Source organism: Rickettsia endosymbiont of Polydrusus tereticollis (genome assembly GCF_964026385.1).
Classification (GTDB): Bacteria; Pseudomonadota; Alphaproteobacteria; order Rickettsiales; family Rickettsiaceae; genus Rickettsia.
On sequence record NZ_OZ032142.1, the window covers coordinates 388,498 to 407,128 of the forward strand.

An 18,631-nucleotide genomic window follows, 5' to 3' on the forward strand; every position below is an offset into this window, starting at 1 on the left:
CCGCGAAGGCGGGAATCCAGAAAAAATATTTTTAAGTCATCTTGAATTTATTTCAGGGTATACTAAAAAGATGCTGAAACCAGTTCAGCATGACAAAAAAAAGTCTGGATTCCCGCCTTCGCGGGAATGACATACAGTACTTTTTTAGAGCCGTGCAGCAAAGCTTGCAACGCCTCGCCATGACAAGTTTTTATTAATTCTTACTCTATTACTAAATTTAATCAATATATCAAGTACATATAATGAACGCACCTGCAAAAGCTAAATTTCCAATAAATATCGATCTTAATAACGATAATTTGCTTACCTCTTTCGGTAAAGCCGTTTTAAGAGATCGTTACCTTTTAAAGAATGAAAATTTCCAGGAATTATTTGCCAGAGTTGCAAGTTATTATGCGGCAAATAAAGAGCATGCACAGCGATTATACGGCTATATGAGTAAAATGTGGTTCATGCCGGCAACACCGATTTTAAGTAACGGCGGAACGGATAGAGGGTTACCTATTTCATGCTTCTTAAATGAAACAGATGACAGTTTAGACGATATAGTAGAATTATGGACGGAAAATGTATGGTTAGCGTCACGTGGCGGTGGAATCGGTAGCTATTGGGGTAATGTTCGCTCTATTAATGAAACGATAAGCGGTAAAGGTAACTCTTCAGGGATCATACCGTTTATTAAAGTGATGGACTCTATGACTCTTGCTATTTCGCAAGGTTCTATTAGACGTGGTTCATCGGCAGTATATTTACCTATTAACCATCCGGAAATTGAGGAGTTCATTGATATAAGACGCCCAACAGGCGGCGACATTAATCGTAAAGCTCTCAATATTCATCATGGTATAGCCATAACCGACGAATTCATGAAAGCCGTTGAGCATGATAAAGATTTTGAGCTTATTAGTCCGGCAACTAAAAAAGTCGTCAGTAAAGTTAGGGCTAGAGATTTGTGGGTTAAGTTATTAACCACCAGAATAGAGACCGGCGAGCCGTATCTGTTATTTATTGATAGTGTTAATAGAGCTATACCGGAGCATCACAAAAAACTAGGGCTGCAAGTTAAAATGTCGAATCTTTGTAGTGAAATTACCTTGCCGACGGGAATCGATCATTTGGGCAAAGCCAGAACCGCCGTTTGCTGTCTGTCTTCATTAAATTTGGAATATTTTGAAGAGTGGCAACATGATAAAGAATTTATTCCGGCTATTATGCTTTTCCTCGATAACGTTCTAGAAGATTTTATCAATAAAGCACCTGATACTATGGCAAGGGCCAAATACTCAGCTCAGCGTGAGCGTAGCGTCGGTCTTGGTGTAATGGGATTTCATTCGTTTCTACAATTAAAGAACGTACCGATTGAATCGGTAATGGCGAAAGTTTGGAATAAAAAAATATTTGAGCATATAGGGAGTGAAGCCGATAAAGCTTCAATAGCTTTGGGAAAGGAGAGGGGAGCTTGCCCTGATGCGGAAGAAGCGGGAAGTAAGGAACGTTTTAGTAATAAAATGGCAATTGCACCGACTGCTTCAATTTCGGTTATTGCCGGCAATGCTTCACCCGGGATTGAGCCTTTTGCCGCTAATAGTTTTATTCAGAAAACTTTAACCGGTTCTTTTAACGTACGTAATAAACATTTAGAAAAGCTTTTAATGGAGAAAGGTTTTAATAATGAGCAAGTTTGGTCGTCGATTGCCACGCATGAAGGATCAGTGCTGCATTTAACATTCTTATCGAACGAAGAAAAAGAAGTGTTTAAAACTGCTTATGAGATAGATCAAAATTGGTTGATAGAGCTAGCTGCCGACAGAACGCCGCACATCTCACAAGCTCAGTCCTTAAATATTTTTCTGCCCGGTAACGTCAGTAAAAATTATTTAAATAATATCCATTTTAAAGCTTGGAAAAAAGGTGTAAAAAGTTTGTATTATTGCCGCTCGACTTCAATTCAACGAGCAGATAAAGTTTCCCATAGCGTAGTTAAAGTTGATTTTAAAGATATCGAGAAAGATAATAAGAAAATTGAAGAAGAATCGGCAAATAAATATGACGAATGTTTAGCTTGTCAGTAACACTCTTGATGTCATTCCCGCGTAGGCGGGAATCCAGTCACTAAAAAGTATAAAGCTAATAAATTTTTAAAATTAAAAGCTCAAATAATTTCGCTTTATTCTGGATTCCCGCCTACGCGGGAATGACATAGAACGCTTTTTTATAGCCATAAAACAAAGTTCGAAAGTGGAAATAAAATAACAAACAGAAAAAATAAAATAACAAAGAGTTAAAGGAAATATATGTCATTACTTGATGCAAGTCCGATTTATAAACCGTTTTCCTATCCGTGGGCATATGAAGCTTGGCATACTCAGCAAAAAATTCACTGGTTGCCTGAGGAAGTGCCGCTTGCCGACGATGTTAAGGATTGGAAATATAATTTAACTCCTGGAGAGAAACATTTATTAACACAAATATTTCGCTTTTTTACCCAAGCTGATATTGAAGTAAATAATTGTTATATGAAACATTATTCAAGAGTATTTCAGCCGACGGAAGTGCTAATGATGTTATCGGCCTTTTCTAATATGGAAACGGTTCATATAGCGGCTTATTCTCACTTGCTTGATACTGTAGGTATGCCGGAAGTCGAATATTCGGCTTTCCTTAAATATAAAGAAATGAAAGATAAATATGATTATATGCAACGTTTCGGCGTCGAAACCAAAGAAGATATTGCCGCTACTTTAGCCGTCTTTGGAGCTTTTACCGAAGGGCTGCAATTATTCGCATCTTTCGCAATTATGCTAAATTTCCCACGTTTTAACAAAATGAAAGGTATGGGACAAATCATTGCCTGGTCGGTAAGAGATGAAACGTTACATACTAATTCGATTATTATGTTGTTTAAAACTTTTGTTAGAGAAAACCCCGAAGTTTGGACCGAAGAGCTTCGTAGCCGCCTTTACGAGGCTTGTGCTACCATCGTGCATTTTGAAGATGCTTTTATTGAGCTGGCTTTTGAGGTAGGCGGCATTGAAGGATTAACCGCTAGAGAAGTAAGGCAATATATTCGTTACATTGCCGATCGTAGATTAATGCAGCTAGGTCTTAAAGAAATTTATTTAGTTGATCATAATCCTTTGCCGTGGCTTGATGAAATGTTAAACGGCGTTGAACATACTAACTTTTTTGAAAACAGACCGACGGAATATACCAAAGCGGCAACTACCGGCTCTTGGGAAGAAGTCTTTGCCGAAATGGACGGTAAGTAATATTCTTAGGTAATTCTGTCATTCCGTGGCTTCGACCACGGAATCCAGTCTTTTTGTTAAGGTTTTTTCTGGATACCGTGGTCAAGCCGGGGTTGTTGCATGGCTCGAATTTTTGATGTCATTCCCGCAAAAGCGGGAATCCAGAGAATATTTAAGCGAATTATATAGTAAATTTTTATATAATTTTACTTATTTTAAGTGTTTTTTCTGGATTCCTGCTTTCCCAGGAATGACATAGCACTTTTTAGAACCTTGCAACGAAGCCGTAGGTACAGAGCCTAAATACCGGTACTAAATATTCTCCTTCAACCACAGGAAAAGTTTTTTAAGTAGGTTAGTATTTTCGTTTAATTCAATATAAAAAGATTCTTTTTGTTGTTTTAAGGCATGAATTTTTAGCATACCGATAATTGTAGAATAAATAGCCGGGTTATAATCTTCGGCAAAGCCGTCGATAATATCCGGTTTGCCGATTCTAGCTTGTCTCTCAAAAATTCTACTAGCAAGTTCCTTTACTCCTCTAAGCATTGACCCGCCGCCGGTGATAATAGTCCGAGAAACAACCATTTGACCTTTTGTTGCTTTATCATATTCTGTTTTTACCATGGTTAATATTTCTTCTACCCTAGGACCGATTACTTCGGTAAGCTTGTAAATAGTGATTGCCGTATTAAGATTATAAGGATTATCAATTTGTAAATCCTCTAAATTGATAATAGAATCTTTGTCAAATGAAGATAATATTGCATTACCGTAGAGAATTTTTAATTTTTCTGCCGTAATAATATCCACCCCAAAAACTTTGGCGATGTCGGAGCTAATATGAAAACTCCCTAGATCTACGTGAGCCGTATATATTAATTTGCCGGCAAAAAAAATACCGAATGAAGTGGTTTTATCTCCCATATCTATAATAAGAGAGCCGAGTTTTTTCTCATCTTCCGAAAGACAAGCAATTCCTGAGGCATAAATTGCGAGTATGATGTTAGTAACTTCAACGTGACATTTAGCAAAACAATTAACGATATTTGAAAGCATATTGCTATTTGCGGCTATAACATGCAGTTCGCAAGCTAATTCTTTACCGTACATGCCGATAGGGTTTTCAACCGCATTATTATCAAGGGTGAATTCTATAGGAAAATAATGGATAATTTCTTGATCTTTAATTTTAAATTCTAATAATGCTTTTTGTAGTAATTTTTTAACGTCTTGGTCTGAAACAATTGTATTTGCAAGTTTTATTTTATAATTCACATAATATGATTTAGTAGCGGTTCCCGATAAAGAGACAATTACTTTTTTGATATTTTTACCGCAGTCTTTTTCCAAAGCGTAAATTGCTCCGATAAGGCTGCTCTCTGCGTTTTTTAAATCTAATATAATACCTGACTTAATGCCTCTAGAATGATGTAAATTTTGGCTAACTATCTTAGTTTCGCCTTTTTTACCGATATAAGCGGCAATACAGGCAATTTTACTACTGCCGAAATCCAACGCCACAAAATTCGATATTTTATCTTTCATGTCCTAAACATCTAAATTTACTACGTTTAAAGCATTCGCTTGGATAAATTGACGTCTCGGTTCAACTATATCTCCCATTAACGTTGAAAAAATTTCTTCGGCACTGTCAATTTCCGTTACTCTTACCTGTAATAAAGTCCTGGTAGTAGGGTCAAGGGTAGTTTCCCATAATTGTTCGGAATTCATTTCACCAAGACCTTTAAAGCGTTGGACGGTTATACCTTTCTTACCGTATTCCATAATAACATTTAACAGCTGATGGGGAGTTAATATATTAAATTCCTGATTTTTAGTTACAAATTTTAAGGGATTTTTGAAAATATTAGAGAAAGCAAGAGCCATTTTAGATATTTGCCCAAATTCAAAAGACTCTAATTGTTCCCGCAATAATATTTTACTTTCCTTTAAGCCTCGACTAAAACGGAAAAATTCTACACTATTTTCCTGAACTGATACCTCCCAAACAGTTTTATCAAGTGAGATTTGCGTAGCATTTAAGATATCTAAGGCTTTTTTAAGATCAGCTGCCCTTTCTGTATTAAATATTTCGTTATTTAGTAAATTATTAATGGCTAAACTTTCGGCAATCGGGCGATTAAATTTTTTGCTAGCGTGGTCAAGCAAACCGTTAAATTTAATTACCTTGGCAATAAACTCTGCCAAATCTAGAGCTGTTAGTTGCTCTTGATCGGATAAGATCAGAGAGGCATCGTTAATGGTTGATTTTATTAGATAATCTTGCAGTGCTTGTTCATTTTTTAAATAAAGTTCTTGGCTGCCTTTTTTTACTTTATAAAGCGGTGGCTGTGCTATATACAAATATCCTTTATTAATAAGTTCCGGCATATGACGATAAAAAAATGTCAGCAACAAGGTTCTAATATGGGAACCGTCGACATCCGCATCGGTCATAATAACAATTTTATGATATCTAAGTTTTTCAACCGAAAAATCCTGTACGCCGATATTAGTACCAAGAGCGGTAATTAAAGTACCGATTTGGTCGGAATTAAGCATCTTATCGAATCTTGCTCGCTCAACATTTAAAATTTTACCGCGCAAAGGCAAAATAGCTTGAGTTTTGCTATCTCTTCCTTGTTTTGCCGTACCGCCGGCAGAATCTCCTTCTACTAAAAATAACTCGGAAAGTGCCGGGTCTTTTTCATGACAATCGGCAAGCTTACCGGGTAAATTAGAGATTTCTAAAGCAGATTTACGTCTAGTTAATTCTCGTGCTTTTCTAGCAGCTTCACGAGCCGTTGCCGCCTCCATGATTTTATTAACAATTAACTTGGCTTCTGCCGGATGCTCTTCAAACCATTCAAGAATTTTAGTATGTACGGCATTTTCAACTACCGGACGTACCTCGGAACTAACTAACTTATCCTTTGTTTGCGAAGAAAATTTAGGATCGGGTACTTTAACGGATAAAACACACGATAGTCCTTCCCTCGCATCTTCGCCGATAAATTCACTTTTCATTTTTTTATCAAGTCCGGTACTTTTTAAATAAGCGGTAATAACACGTGTCAGACCGGATTTAAAAGCACTAAGGTGAGTGCCGCCGTCACGTTGCCTGATATTATTTGTAAAGCATAAAATAGTTTCATGATAAGAATCGTTCCAATGCATCGCAAATTCAAGGCTAATACCGGACTCAGGGTTATTAGTATTTATCGTTATACATTGATGCACGGCATGCTTAGCACGGTCTATATATTTTACATATTCTTCTACTCCGCCCGTATAATAAAACTCTACTGCTTTAGCTTCTTCAAATCTATTATCGGTTAATAAAATTTTTACTCCGGAATTTAAAAAAGCCAGCTCTCGCAATCGATGTTCAATAGTTGCAAAGTCAAATTCTATTTTACTAAAAGTTTCAACTGACGGGAAAAAAGTAATTTCCGTACCTTTTCTTTCAATAGCATCACCAAGGCAAGCAAGCGGTGCTTCCGCTACTCCGTTATGAAATTTAATAAAATATTCCTTATTAGCACGCCATATGCGGAGTTCCAACCATTCGGATAGTGCATTTACTACCGATACGCCGACACCGTGCAATCCTCCGGAAACTTTATAGGAATTTTGATCAAATTTACCGCCGGCATGTAATTGCGTCATGATGACCTCAGCCGCCGAAATACCTTCTTCTTCATGAATGTCGATAGGTATCCCTCGCCCGTTATCACGCACGGTTACCGAACCGTTTTTGTTTAAAGTTACCTGAACTAAATCACAATGTCCGGCTAGCGATTCATCAATAGCATTGTCCACTACTTCATAAATCATATGATGAAGACCCGAACCGTCATCGGTATCACCGATATACATTCCCGGTCTTTTCTTTACCGCTTCAAGACCCTTTAAAACTTTAATAGAATCAGCACTATATGCTTCCTCGATAATCAATTCTTCTATAATATTTTGTTCATTATTTGACATATATCTCACATACTGATAAAACGAATCTTACAAGTATACTCAAACTTGCAGGAAGAGTAAAGTTTTCTAATAAAGTTATTAAAAGGAAAGAACGTTATTGCGAGGAGGCCTTTGCCCACGTGGATAGAATTTTTATAAAGCGTTCGGTGTCATGCCGTGGCTTGGCCACGGCATCCAGTCTTTTTACTAAGATTTTTTCTGGATACCGTGGTCAAGCCACGGTATGACATTGGGGACATTTTTTGAACCACGCAACAATACTGAACTAGAATGACATCGAAATCTAACAATAATTTAGAGAAGAAGGATGAATAAGCTAGATTTTAAAAATATTTCCGACATAGTAAATGACTATGACGTATTTTTATTTGACCTTTGGGGAGTAGTAATTGAAGGGCAATATACCTATCCCAACGTTGTTGATAATATTAATAAAATAATAGCCTCGAGAAAAGTATTTTTTGTTTCTAACGCTCCTCGTAATACTTTTTTCTTACTACAAATGGTTAAATCTTGGGGGCTTAATGCTACTTCAGAAATGATTATTAGCTCAGGTGAAGTAGCCGTTGACATGATTTTAAGAAGTAAAGAGCAATTTGGTATCGAAAAGCCGGTAATATATCATTTAGGTTATGGAGAGAATGATATAATAAACGGCATTCAATGCCCGATTACCGATAATATTAACGATGCTAATATTTTATTGTTAACTCTTCACCGAGATGAAGGGGAAAATTTAGATTTAGATGAATTTGACGATATCCTAAAAATGTCCGTTAAACGTGGAATGATTAATATTTGTGCCAATCCTGATATCGGTATTAACCAGCGTGGTATATATAGATATTGTGCCGGTTATTATGCACAAAAATTAAAGCAATTCGGCGGGGAAGTAGTTTATACAGGAAAACCTTACGGAGAAATTTATAATAAAGTATTAAATCAATTAGATAACGTACCGAAAAATCGTATTCTTATGATCGGTGATACTTTTTATACCGATATTTTAGGAGCTAATAAACTCGGTATCGATTCTGCTTTAGTCTTAACCGGTAATGCTGAAAAATTTCATAGTAAATATAATGATTTAGACGAAAAATTAGTACAGTTAAAAATTGCCGCTCTAGAGCAGGACGTAATGCCGACTTTTGTTGTTAAGCTAAATTAGATATTTACTGGCAATATTATTTATTGATGTTAGCGTGATAATTTGCTATATCATTAAAAAAAGCGGTCGTGGCGAAATTGGTAGACGCGCAGCATTGAGGGTGCTGTTCTCTAACAGGAGTGGAAGTTCAAATCTTCTCGACCGCACCAATTATATTATTTTGTCATACCGTGGCTTGGTCGATATTGTTGCGTGGATCAAATTTTTGATGTCATTCTAGCTAAAAGCGGGAATCCAGAGAATATTTAAGCGAATTATATAGTAAATTTCTATATAATTTTGCTTATTTTAAGTGTTTTTTCTGGATTCCCGCTTTTAGCTAGAATGACATCAAAAATTTGATCCACGCAACAACACAGGGTCAAGCCACGGTATGACACCATATAATACGGTAAATTATGAGCCACACAACAATACCGGCTTGACCACAGAGTGACATTTTTTAATGTTTACCCATCAAGTTTAACACCTAAGCACCTTTAGCTAGTAGGTAAAAAATTATGCCTAATATGTTCAAAAGCATATTACCTGATCATCATGATCAATTCGCTGAAATTTTTGATCAAATTAATGATCTTTTAGACGATAAAGAATTTTATGCTGCGGCAAAAATGCTATCAGAATTGCACTATGCTGATTTAGCTGATTTCTTAGATAACGTAAATAATAAAACCTACAAAAAAATTCTTCCCTTTTTAAAAGATACTATAAAACCGGAAACATTAGTATGGTTAAATGCTAATAGTAAGCCTTTAGTAATAGAGGAACTCGGCATACAAAAAACTACGGAATTAATTGATAAGCTTGTTATAGAAGACGCTATTGAAGTAATAATAGATTTGGACGATGATACAAAACAGCTAATTTTAAACGGGCTTAGTAAAGAAAAAAGGCAACAAATTGCGGAAGGGTGTACTTATCCGGAAAATACCGTCGGTAGAGTAATCGAGCGAGACTTTATTAATCTTCAGGAAAATTGGACGGTAGAAGAATCGATAAATTTTATTAAACACAAAAAACAAGACTTCCACGCAGCTATCGTAACAGATAGCAAATCTCGTCCTGTCGGCATTATATTACTTAGTACTTTACTGAAACATGAAAATAAGGAAGTAATAAAGAATTTAGTCAATAAAGAATTCAAACTTGCAGATGCTTTTACCGATTTAAACGAGCTAAGCTTTATTTTTAGGCAATACGCACTAACTATAGTACCGGTAGTAAATAAAAGCGGGAAATTAGTAGGTAGCGTATCGATAAATAATATAATTTATATTATCGAAGAACAAGCCGAGAAAGATATACTATCGCTTAGCGGTGTTCATACTCAAGATACTTTCTTTAACTTATTTTATACGGTTAAACATCGTTTTCCTTGGTTATTTGTTAATTTGATTACTGCCTGCATGACCTCGCTTATTATCAATCACTTTAACGATACAATCTCAAAACTTGTAGCTCTTGTAGTTATCATGCCGATTGTTGCTTCGATGGGAGGGAATGCCGGAACACAAGCTATGACCGTCACGGTGAGAGCTTTAGCTAATAAAGATATTCATTATAATAATTTTAGTAAAGTAATACTAAAAGAAGTTGCCGTTTGCGGATTTAACGGCTTTGTTCTTGCCTGCATTGGGGCAGGATTAAGTTTTGTGATGTTACTTGATATAAATCTTAGCATAATTTTTGCTGTTGCCGTTATTTTAAATTTTCTTGCTGCCGGCTTGTTCGGCTCTGCTATACCTATAGCATTACATTATTTTGATATAGATCCTGCTGCCGGCTCCGGCGTTTTTCTCACCACTATAACGGATGCACTCGGCTTTTTCACTTTCTTAAGTTTAGCTTATGTTTTTTTGGTTTAAAGCCTATTGCCTGCCTGTCATACTATACTGTGACTTGACGCACACTTAATGTGATCATGCTATAAAAAGCTAATAATTTTATATTTGCATAATACGGCAATTTGCCGTATTATATAAGTATAAAATTATTTATAAGGTTACTTGATATGAGCAAACATACGATGGCAAGGCTAGAAGCAAGAGTTGAGCCAAAGCTAAAAAATTTGTTTTTAGAAGCAGCGAAAATGCAGGGTACTAGCTTAACTAATTTTATTATTGCTAGTGCTAAAAAAGAAGCTGAAGCTACTTTTAGGCAACAGACATTAATTAGCCTAACCTTAAGAGATGCAATAAATTTTATTCAAAAATCTGCGGATGATTCTTCTCCAAATAAAAAATTAACAAAAGCAGCCACAAGATTTATACAGTTGAATAATATATAAAATGTTACTTTCACCTTTTAAAATACTTCCTTTTGGCAAAAGTTTTGATCTAAAAAATTTTGATTGTGGAGTAGCTATATTAAATGATTATTTAATAAAATACGCTTCTCAAGACTTGAAAAGATATTTAACAGCGATTTATGTTTGTACCTTAGAAGGTCAGAAAGATATAATAGGTTATTATACTCTATCTTCTAATAGAATTGATATATCAGCACTACCGGAAAATTATACAAAAAAATTACCTTGTTATCCATATTTACCGGCTACGTTAATAGGTAGGCTTGCTATTGATTTAAAATATCAAAAGAAAAAAATCGGTGAATTCCTTTTAATGGACGCTCTTTATAAATCCTATAAATCGGGAATTGCAGCTTTTGCTGTTATTGTTGATGCTAAAAATATAGAAGCTAAAAATTTCTATAAAAATTATGGGTTTAATGAATTTATAGATAATTCAAATAAATTATTTTTACCTATGAATAAGATTGCTAAATTATTTCTTGCTTAACTTTATTACAAATTACAATTAGGCAAAATTATATAAAAATTTACTATATAATTTTGCTTATTTTAAGTGTTTTTTCTGGATTCCTGCTTTTAGCTAGAATGACATCAAAAATTCGATCCATGCAACAACGCCAATAACGTTCGAGAATGACATTGACAAATTAGAATTATTTAATTATAAATACTTATTATTTAGAAATTTCATTTTTCGTTCGGTATAAAATCATATGAAGCGTACATTTCAACCAAGCAATTTAGTAAGAAAGAGAAGACACGGTTTTAGAGCAAGAATGGCTACTGTTGCAGGAAGAGAAATATTAAGAAAGCGCCGTGCCAAAGGTCGAAAAAAATTATCTGCATAAATAAATTGTTTGTTACTTCATTAAAAAATCAGGAAGAATTTGAACTCGTAAATAAACGCGGTAAAAAGCTGCATGGAAAATATTTTATTTTAGTAATAGCAAAAAATTTTTCCAACATTCTTCATAACTGCCAAAATACTATTTTTTTAGGAATAAAAGTTAGTAAGAAATTAGATAAAAGAGCAGTAATTCGTAATAAAATCAAAAGACGTATAAAGCATTTAACGAGACTTATTATTAATAACCCTAAATTTAAAATAACTAATTTAGGTATGATAATAATCCCCCGAAAAGGCTTTGACAAAGTAGATTTTTCTGTTTTAACCCATGAGTTAAACAAACTAATCTTTCAGAACCTTTAGATAATACAGCGTCATCTCGATTGCTTGATATAGGTATTGTTGCGTGGATACCCAAACGTCATTGCGAGCGACTGAAAGGAGCGTGGCAATCTAGTTAAACATATTTTTATGCTAAACTTGCCACCTATATAAATTTTTTTGGTATTCTCATTAAATCCCGAATTACATTCGGGATAGCCTGGATGGCCACGTCGGCACGATGTGCCTCCTCGCCATGACGGGTTTTTATTAATTCTCGAGCCATGCAATAAAGCCGAAATAAATTCAGGATGACTATGATTTTCTAACCTCTCATTCTCAATCTTTTGTTTTTTTCTTTCTCTTTTTGCTTGTTTAAAATATCATTTTGATTAGTTTTTAGAGTTTTTGTTAAATCTATAACCTCTTTTTTACTATTTCTATTCTGCTTATTTAAAATATCTTTTGTATCCTCAAAAAATTTAGGATTAGCTTCCATAGCTTTTGTTAAATTTGTGTATTCTTGAGCCTTAGTAGGTCGTTCATAAAATGGATTCAGTCCTTTAGTAAAATCTTTTACATAACTTTCCTCTCTGTTATCTATATACTGTTCTTTTTTTGTCAAAAATGCTTTTAACCCATCTTTATTTATTTCTTCTTCAAATTCTTTTTTGATTTCACGAAACTTTTCTTGTTTATCGGCATCTTTCATTCTCCAGTAATTTTTATCTGTTATTAGCTTTTTTAAAGCTAACGTTTGCATAGTTTGTTTTTTTGTGAATTCTTCCAATTGGGTTAAATTTTTATAATTCGGGGTATCTTGTTTTTTTAATTCTTCATTTATATTTAATTTAAATATTTTTTGAACGTCATTTCTTTCTTTTTCACTAAGCCCGTCGGTAATTAAAGATACACTAGTAATTACACCGTAGCCGGTAGCTTTTAAAATAGCGATTACGTTACCGCTAGCTCCTTCAATAATACCGGCTGTAATATAAGCTGCTCCACCGATATTATCTGCTAGTACTCGACCGGTGCTTGATAATTTTTTTGAATTTATATTATATTTATTTTTATTGGGATTTTTCTGTTCTATTTGTTGCGGTATATATAATTCATTTTTTAAAGCATTTTTTAAGCCGTCTTCTAAAGATAAGACATAATCTTGCGTAGTTTTAGCATTTCTATTCTGAACTAATAAGTTATTTTCCTTATGAAGTTTACGTAAAGAGTGTATCTTTAAAGTTTCGTTTACTGCTTTAATTCCTACCCCTATTGCCGCTATACTTGCTACGGCTATAATTAAGGGAGATATAGGTGTAAAAATTCCGGTAAGTGCAATTGTAGCACCTCCAAGAGAAAGTGCATAGTTAAAACTATTGCTGAATAAAATTTTACCTACTTTACTATTTTTAAAAAACTCCCATTTAGACTTTATTTTAGCAAATATCTGACTAATTTTTGATTTTTTTCCCGGAGAAGTGTTTTCAAAATTGCTAGTTTGTAATTTTTTTAAAGGTAAGTTTTTTCTGCTTGGTAAATCTAAATTGTCTTTACTTCTTTTTTCAACAATTGTTGCTTTAAGTTTTGAGATTTTTTTTTGATTTTCAATTTCTAAATCATCGATTGTGTTTTTTTTCAAATTCTTTATTTTAGTCATTGAATTAATAGCCTCTATAATCTAAATTATAACAAATTATAATAGGCTCCTAAAACTTTATAATCAAATAAATACAGAAAATTATTAGTAGATTTTAATTATTAAAATGTTACTCAACCTAAAATACACAAATAAATGTCCGGAAAAGAATTAAACAAAATCGTTGCGGCCGTCTTGCTGGCTAGTTTAATTGCAATGATGGTAGGTTTTATTGCGAATATACTTTATAAACCGAATTTACAAGCCTCTCATCGAGGTTATAGTGTTGCAGTAGAAGAATCTTCTGCCTCTCAAGTGAATACCAAGAGTGCAGAAGCGGTAATAAATATACCGGAATTAATGAAAAATGCTAATGTCGACAACGGTAAAGAAATAGCAAAAAAATGCTTAGTATGCCACTCTTTAGATAAGGATGGACCAAATAAAATAGGTCCTCATCTTTGGGATGTCGCAGGACGCCCGAAAGCTAGCGTAGAAGATTATAAATATTCCGCTGCATTAACTAAAATCGGCGGCGTATGGGATGATGATAGTCTATTTTCTTTTTTGCATAAGCCAAGTAAATACGCTCCGGGGACAAAAATGTCTTTTATAGGGCTATCAAAACCGCAAGACATAGCCGATGTTATATTATTCTTAAAAACATATGTCCATGATAAGTAACTATTTTGATGTCATTACTATATAGGTTAGCGTTACCGTATTATGGTTATTACAAGTATGGTGTCATACCGTGGCTTGACCACGGTATTCAGAAAAAACCTTAATAAAAAGACTGGATGCCGTGATCAAGGAACTAGAATGACACAGCCTTTTTTCAACGTTCGTACAACACAGCCCGCCTATGCGGGAATGACATTAGGGCACTTTTCTCGATGCCTGCAATAATGTATCCTCACAATGTTGGCGTATTTTCTTACGTCGGCGTAAATTTTCTTTTAAGGCACTTGATAAATTCTCAAATTTTGTTTTTGATTTAGGCTTTTCAGCTTTCTCTAAATTTTCTTTTGTTCTAGTCATTTGATACTTCCCTTTAAAATTTCTGCTATTCTTTTTACAGTTTTATTATTATAGTATACCTTAATCATTAAACAGATAAAAGCATATATGAGTCAATTTAATATCCACTCTGCCGAGTTACTTGACGAGAAGCGAAATATTGCGAGGCAAGGAGGCGGTGAAGAAAAAATTAACTTGCAACATAAAAAAAGTAAACTAACAAGTAGGGAAAGAATAGAAATATTATTAGACCCGAATAGCTTTACCGAGACAGGTATGTATGTATCCCATAGATGCGATAATTTCGGTATGAAAGATAAGAAATTTTTAGGTGACGGCGTGGTAACCGGTCACGGCACTATAAACGGTAGATTAGTCTTTATATATAGCCAAGATTTTACAGTATTCGGCGGTTCGCTCGGTGAATATCACGCTAAGAAAATCTGTAACGTTATCGATGCTGCGATAGCTAGCGGTGCACCGGTTATCGGTATTAACGATTCAGGCGGTGCTAGGATTCAAGAGGGAGTAGATGCCCTTGCCGGTTATGGTGAAATATTTCAGCGCAACGTCCTTGCTTCCGGAGTTATCCCGCAAATTACTTTGATAATGGGACCTTGTGCCGGTGGTGCCGTATATTCTCCGGCTTTAACCGATTTTATATTTATGGTTAAAAATACTTCTTATATGTTTGTAACCGGTCCGGACGTAGTTAAAACCGTTACCGGTGAAGAAGTAAGCCAAGAAAAACTCGGCGGTGCTCATATGCATACGACTAAAAGCGGTGTCGCCGATTTGGCGTTTAAAAATGACGTAGAAGCATTGTTAGAAGTTCGTAGATTCTTTAATTTTCTGCCTTTATCTAACCGTAATCCTCTGCCTGTCCGTTATACTGTTGATCCGGCTGATAGGGTAGATATGTCTTTAAGTACGTTAATACCCGTTACACCTAATAAACCTTATGATATGAAGGAATTAATAGAGCGTATAGTTGATGAAGGGGAGTTTTTTGAATTACAGCCTGATTTTGCTAAAAATATCATTATCGGCTTTGGTTATATGGAAGGGCTGCCGGTCGGTTTTGTAGCGAACCAGCCGCTGCATTTAGCAGGCTGCTTGGATATTAACGCCTCAAGGAAAGCGGCAAGATTTATCCGTTTTTGCGATGCTTTTAATATCCCGATTGTTAGTTTAGTCGACGTACCCGGTTTTTTACCGGGTACTGCTCAAGAACATGAAGGTATTATTAAACACGGAGCTAAACTTTTATATGCTTATGCCGAGGCTACAGTTCCTAAAATTACCGTGATTACTCGCAAAGCTTACGGCGGTGCTTATATAGTTATGAACTCGAAGCATCTGCGGGGAGATATAAATTATGCATGGTTTAATTCGGAGATTGCCGTTATGGGAGCTGAAGGAGCGGTAGAGATAATATTTAAAGAAGAATGTAAAGATGCGGAAGCGAAAAAGCAGAAAATCGCCGAATATAAAGATACGGTGACATCGCCGTTTGTTGCAGCTTCTAGAGGGTATTTAGACGACATTATAAAACCGCAAAATACTAGATGGCGGATATGTAGGGCATTAAATTTTCTGCGTACCAAAAAAGTTGAATTACCTTGGAAAAAGCACGATAATTTGCCGCTTTAATGTCATTCCTGCGAAGGCAGGAATCCAGAAAAAACACTTTTAAGTCATCCTAAATTTATTTCAGGATATTCTTTATAGATGCCGAAACAAGTTCAGCATGACAAAAGGAAAGACTGGATTCCCGCTTTCGCGGGAATGACATAGTAGGCAGCAGGAATGACATAAAAGGATACACCATACTAACAATACATTATATTTATACGAGAAATTATGACTAAACCATTATTTGATAAAATTTTAATCGCTAACCGTGGTGAAATTGCCTTGAGAATAATCCGTACCTTAAGGAAAATGGGCATTAAATCGGTTGCCGTATATTCTGAAGCAGATACTAGCTCAATGCATGTACAGCAGGCAGACGAAGCTTATTATATCGGTAATTCTCCGGCAACTGAAAGCTATTTATCAATTAAAAATATTATCTCGGCTATTCGTGAGAGCGGGGCAAGTGCAGTGCATCCGGGCTACGGCTTTTTGTCTGAAAATCCGAATTTTGCTAATATTTTAAAGAGGGAAGGCGTTACTTTAATTGGTCCAAGTGCGACGGCTATTAAAAAAATGGGTGATAAAATTGAAGCAAAAAAAATTGCAATTGAGGCAGGAGTTAGCACTGTCCCGGGTTATATGGGAACAATCAGCAATGTTAAGCAAGCAATCGATATTGCTAATGAAATAGGTTTCCCCGTAATAGTTAAAGCGACTGCCGGCGGTGGTGGGCGTGGTATGAGGGTAGTAAAAGATCAAGAAGAAATGGCTAGTGCTTTCGAATTGGCTAAGCTTGAAGCAGTAAATAGTTTTAGTGATGGTAGGTTATTTATTGAAAAATTAATCCAGTCGCCAAGGCATATTGAAATTCAATTACTTGCCGATCAGCACGGCAATAGTGTGTGTTTAGGTGAACGGGAATGTTCCATCCAGCGTCACCATCAAAAAGTAATAGAAGAAGCTCCGAGCTCTTTTATTACCGAAGAAATAAGGCAACAAATGTATAGCCAAGTAGTATCTTTGTCCAAAAAGGTTGGCTATTATTCAGCCGGTACTGTTGAGTTTATAGTAGATAGCGAGAAAAACTTTTACTTTTTAGAAATGAATACGAGATTGCAAGTAGAGCATCCTGTTACCGAATTAATCACCGGTATAGACATAGTTGAACAGATGATAAGAATTGCTGCCGGAGAAAAACTTTCATTTTCTCAAGAAGATGTGCAGTTAAAAGGTTGGGCGTTTGAATCTCGAATTTGTGCAGAAAACCCAAGTCGTGGGTTCTTGCCGTCTAGCGGTAGGATTACTGCTTATTCCGAACCTGCAAAAAGCTCTAATATTCGCATAGATACCGGTATTGGGCTTGGCGGTGAAGTAAGTATGTTTTATGACTCGATGATTGCAAAATTATGTACCTACGGAGAGAATCGGGTGCAGGCAATAGAGGTCATGAGGTCGGCTTTAAGCTCATATATAATTAGCGGTATTTCTCATAATATAAGTTTTTTGGAAGCGGTAATGCTGCATCCTCGCTTTGTTAGCGGTGATATCACTACTGCTTTTATAGAAGAAGAATATCCGGACGGTTTTTCGGGTGCTAGCTTAACCTCTGAGAGTACCGGCGTATTTGTTGCAACTGCTATTTTTGTTTATATTTCAGAACAAAAACGTGCTTCATCAATTTCCGGCAATATTAATAATCAAAGTAATAAAATCGGTACTAGATGGGTAGTATCGATTGATGATAAATTATTTCAGACGTTAATTACTCCCGTTGAAAACGGCTATAATATACGTCATGAAAGCGATCGGCTATATATTCGGAGTAATTGGCATTTAGGTAATGATCTTTTTACATGTCTAGTTAACGGCAAAAAAGCTAATGTTAAAATTGAAAATATACCGACCGGCTATATTTTATCACATGCGGGTATTAGCGTAAAAGCATTCGTCCGTTCCCCGCGTATATCGGAGCTTGAAGCGTTAATGGTTACAAAAATCGTTAAAGAAGAAAGCTCGGAACTACAAGCACCTCTTACGGGGCAAATTGCCGCAATTAAAGTAAAAGAAGGCGAAGAAGTAATAGCAGGGCAGGAAATCATGACCCTAACCGCTATGAAAATGGAGAATATAATTTTAGCTGAAAGAGACGGGAAAGTAGCTAAAATTTTTGTTAACGAAAAAGATCATGTATTGAGAGGGCAAGTATTATTAGAATTTGTTTGAAGAGGGTAGAAAGGCTTTAATGTCATTCCCGCTGTCCCTTATGTCATTCTTGCGAAGGCAGGAATCCAGGCTAAAAAGCCTTAGCTTGTAAGGCTTTTTTCTATATAACTGTAAGTTATCGTTATATCTTTAGTTTAATTTTTCTGGATTCCCGCCTTCGCGGGAATGACATCAAAAATTTGAGCCATGCAACAACGCCGCCTTGCCATGCTTTCAATTACCC

15 protein-coding genes and 1 tRNA gene are annotated in these 18,631 nt (G+C 35.5%); 12 read left to right on the forward strand and 4 right to left on the reverse strand.

Features of this window, described 5'->3' with window-relative positions:
• Positions 1-242 precede the first annotated feature (242 nt).
• The gene (locus AAGD48_RS01795) at positions 243-2,072 is read left to right on the forward strand and encodes a ribonucleoside-diphosphate reductase subunit alpha (RefSeq protein ID WP_341790212.1); all 1,830 of its coding nucleotides are present in this window, start codon (positions 243-245) and stop codon (positions 2,070-2,072) included.
• A 222-nt stretch (positions 2,073-2,294) separates the two neighbouring features.
• Positions 2,295-3,269 carry a ribonucleotide-diphosphate reductase subunit beta gene (locus AAGD48_RS01800; protein ID WP_341790213.1) on the forward strand — a complete coding sequence of 325 codons (975 nt, stop codon included), beginning with the start codon at positions 2,295-2,297 and terminating at the stop codon, positions 3,267-3,269.
• A 291-nt stretch (positions 3,270-3,560) separates the two neighbouring features.
• On the opposite strand, the gene ftsA is transcribed toward AAGD48_RS01800, so the two are convergent.
• Positions 3,561-4,796: a cell division protein FtsA gene (gene ftsA, locus AAGD48_RS01805; protein ID WP_341790214.1), complete on the reverse strand. Its 1,236-nt coding sequence runs from the start codon at positions 4,794-4,796 to the stop codon at positions 3,561-3,563.
• A gap of 3 nt (positions 4,797-4,799) precedes the next feature.
• Entirely contained in the window at positions 4,800-7,241 is a 2,442-nt protein-coding gene (gene gyrB / locus AAGD48_RS01810) for a DNA topoisomerase (ATP-hydrolyzing) subunit B (RefSeq protein WP_341790215.1), read from the reverse strand.
• Between the two features lie 307 nt (positions 7,242-7,548).
• On the opposite strand from gyrB, the gene AAGD48_RS01815 reads away from it, so the two are divergent.
• The 7 genes from AAGD48_RS01815 to rnpA all read left to right on the forward strand — a co-directional run bounded on the left by AAGD48_RS01815 (position 7,549) and on the right by rnpA (position 11,930).
• Positions 7,549-8,409, forward strand: a complete 861-nt coding sequence (locus AAGD48_RS01815) for a TIGR01459 family HAD-type hydrolase (protein ID WP_341790216.1) — start codon at positions 7,549-7,551, stop codon at positions 8,407-8,409.
• Between the two features lie 62 nt (positions 8,410-8,471).
• A tRNA-Leu gene (locus tag AAGD48_RS01820) sits at positions 8,472-8,558 on the forward strand.
• A gap of 351 nt (positions 8,559-8,909) precedes the next feature.
• Positions 8,910-10,274 carry a magnesium transporter gene (gene mgtE, locus AAGD48_RS01825; protein ID WP_341790217.1) on the forward strand — a complete coding sequence of 455 codons (1,365 nt, stop codon included), beginning with the start codon at positions 8,910-8,912 and terminating at the stop codon, positions 10,272-10,274.
• A 161-nt stretch (positions 10,275-10,435) separates the two neighbouring features.
• Positions 10,436-10,696 carry a DUF1778 domain-containing protein gene (locus AAGD48_RS01830; RefSeq protein WP_341790218.1) on the forward strand — a complete coding sequence of 87 codons (261 nt, stop codon included), beginning with the start codon at positions 10,436-10,438 and terminating at the stop codon, positions 10,694-10,696.
• Between the two features lies 1 nt (position 10,697).
• Positions 10,698-11,207, forward strand: coding sequence for a GNAT family N-acetyltransferase (locus AAGD48_RS01835; RefSeq protein ID WP_341790219.1), 510 nt, complete (start codon positions 10,698-10,700; stop codon positions 11,205-11,207).
• 226 nt (positions 11,208-11,433) lie between these two features.
• Positions 11,434-11,568 (forward strand): 50S ribosomal protein L34, encoded by a 135-nt coding sequence (gene rpmH, locus AAGD48_RS01840; protein ID WP_253307453.1) that lies wholly within the window; start codon positions 11,434-11,436, stop codon positions 11,566-11,568.
• Between the two features lie 5 nt (positions 11,569-11,573).
• Positions 11,574-11,930, forward strand: a complete 357-nt coding sequence (rnpA, locus tag AAGD48_RS01845; protein WP_341790220.1) for a ribonuclease P protein component — start codon at positions 11,574-11,576, stop codon at positions 11,928-11,930.
• 283 nt (positions 11,931-12,213) lie between these two features.
• Here the strand turns inward: rnpA and AAGD48_RS01850 are convergent, their stop codons facing one another.
• On the reverse strand, positions 12,214-13,548 hold the full coding sequence (locus AAGD48_RS01850) for a hypothetical protein (RefSeq protein WP_341790221.1): 1,335 nt from the start codon (positions 13,546-13,548) through the stop codon (positions 12,214-12,216).
• Positions 13,549-13,683: 135 nt separating this feature from the next.
• Between AAGD48_RS01850 and AAGD48_RS01855 the strand changes: the two genes are divergently transcribed.
• Positions 13,684-14,211, forward strand: a complete 528-nt coding sequence (locus AAGD48_RS01855) for a cytochrome c family protein (RefSeq protein WP_341790222.1) — start codon at positions 13,684-13,686, stop codon at positions 14,209-14,211.
• Between the two features lie 195 nt (positions 14,212-14,406).
• On the opposite strand, the gene AAGD48_RS01860 is transcribed toward AAGD48_RS01855, so the two are convergent.
• A complete protein-coding gene (locus AAGD48_RS01860) occupies positions 14,407-14,568 on the reverse strand; it encodes a hypothetical protein (RefSeq protein WP_341790223.1) in 162 nt (53 codons plus the stop codon).
• Positions 14,569-14,655: 87 nt separating this feature from the next.
• Between AAGD48_RS01860 and AAGD48_RS01865 the strand changes: the two genes are divergently transcribed.
• Positions 14,656-16,200, forward strand: coding sequence for an acyl-CoA carboxylase subunit beta (locus AAGD48_RS01865; protein ID WP_341790224.1), 1,545 nt, complete (start codon positions 14,656-14,658; stop codon positions 16,198-16,200).
• A 210-nt stretch (positions 16,201-16,410) separates the two neighbouring features.
• Positions 16,411-18,408 carry an acetyl/propionyl/methylcrotonyl-CoA carboxylase subunit alpha gene (locus tag AAGD48_RS01870; protein WP_341790225.1) on the forward strand — a complete coding sequence of 666 codons (1,998 nt, stop codon included), beginning with the start codon at positions 16,411-16,413 and terminating at the stop codon, positions 18,406-18,408.
• The last annotated feature ends 223 nt before the right edge of the window (positions 18,409-18,631 follow it).

Bases quoted from the DNA above. Each gene is read 5' to 3' on its own strand.
- AAGD48_RS01795 (WP_341790212.1), top strand. From the start codon at position 243: ATGAACGCACCTGCAAAAGCTAAATTTCCAATAAATATCGATCTTAAT.
- AAGD48_RS01800 (WP_341790213.1), top strand. From the start codon at position 2,295: ATGTCATTACTTGATGCAAGTCCGATTTATAAACCGTTTTCCTATCCG.
- ftsA (WP_341790214.1), bottom strand. From the start codon at position 4,796: ATGAAAGATAAAATATCGAATTTTGTGGCGTTGGATTTCGGCAGTAGT.
- gyrB (WP_341790215.1), bottom strand. From the start codon at position 7,241: ATGTCAAATAATGAACAAAATATTATAGAAGAATTGATTATCGAGGAA.
- AAGD48_RS01815 (WP_341790216.1), top strand. From the start codon at position 7,549: ATGAATAAGCTAGATTTTAAAAATATTTCCGACATAGTAAATGACTAT.
- mgtE (WP_341790217.1), top strand. From the start codon at position 8,910: ATGCCTAATATGTTCAAAAGCATATTACCTGATCATCATGATCAATTC.
- AAGD48_RS01830 (WP_341790218.1), top strand. From the start codon at position 10,436: ATGGCAAGGCTAGAAGCAAGAGTTGAGCCAAAGCTAAAAAATTTGTTT.
- AAGD48_RS01835 (WP_341790219.1), top strand. From the start codon at position 10,698: ATGTTACTTTCACCTTTTAAAATACTTCCTTTTGGCAAAAGTTTTGAT.
- rpmH (WP_253307453.1), top strand. From the start codon at position 11,434: ATGAAGCGTACATTTCAACCAAGCAATTTAGTAAGAAAGAGAAGACAC.
- AAGD48_RS01850 (WP_341790221.1), bottom strand. From the start codon at position 13,548: ATGACTAAAATAAAGAATTTGAAAAAAAACACAATCGATGATTTAGAA.
- AAGD48_RS01855 (WP_341790222.1), top strand. From the start codon at position 13,684: ATGTCCGGAAAAGAATTAAACAAAATCGTTGCGGCCGTCTTGCTGGCT.
- AAGD48_RS01860 (WP_341790223.1), bottom strand. From the start codon at position 14,568: ATGACTAGAACAAAAGAAAATTTAGAGAAAGCTGAAAAGCCTAAATCA.
- AAGD48_RS01865 (WP_341790224.1), top strand. From the start codon at position 14,656: ATGAGTCAATTTAATATCCACTCTGCCGAGTTACTTGACGAGAAGCGA.
- AAGD48_RS01870 (WP_341790225.1), top strand. From the start codon at position 16,411: ATGACTAAACCATTATTTGATAAAATTTTAATCGCTAACCGTGGTGAA.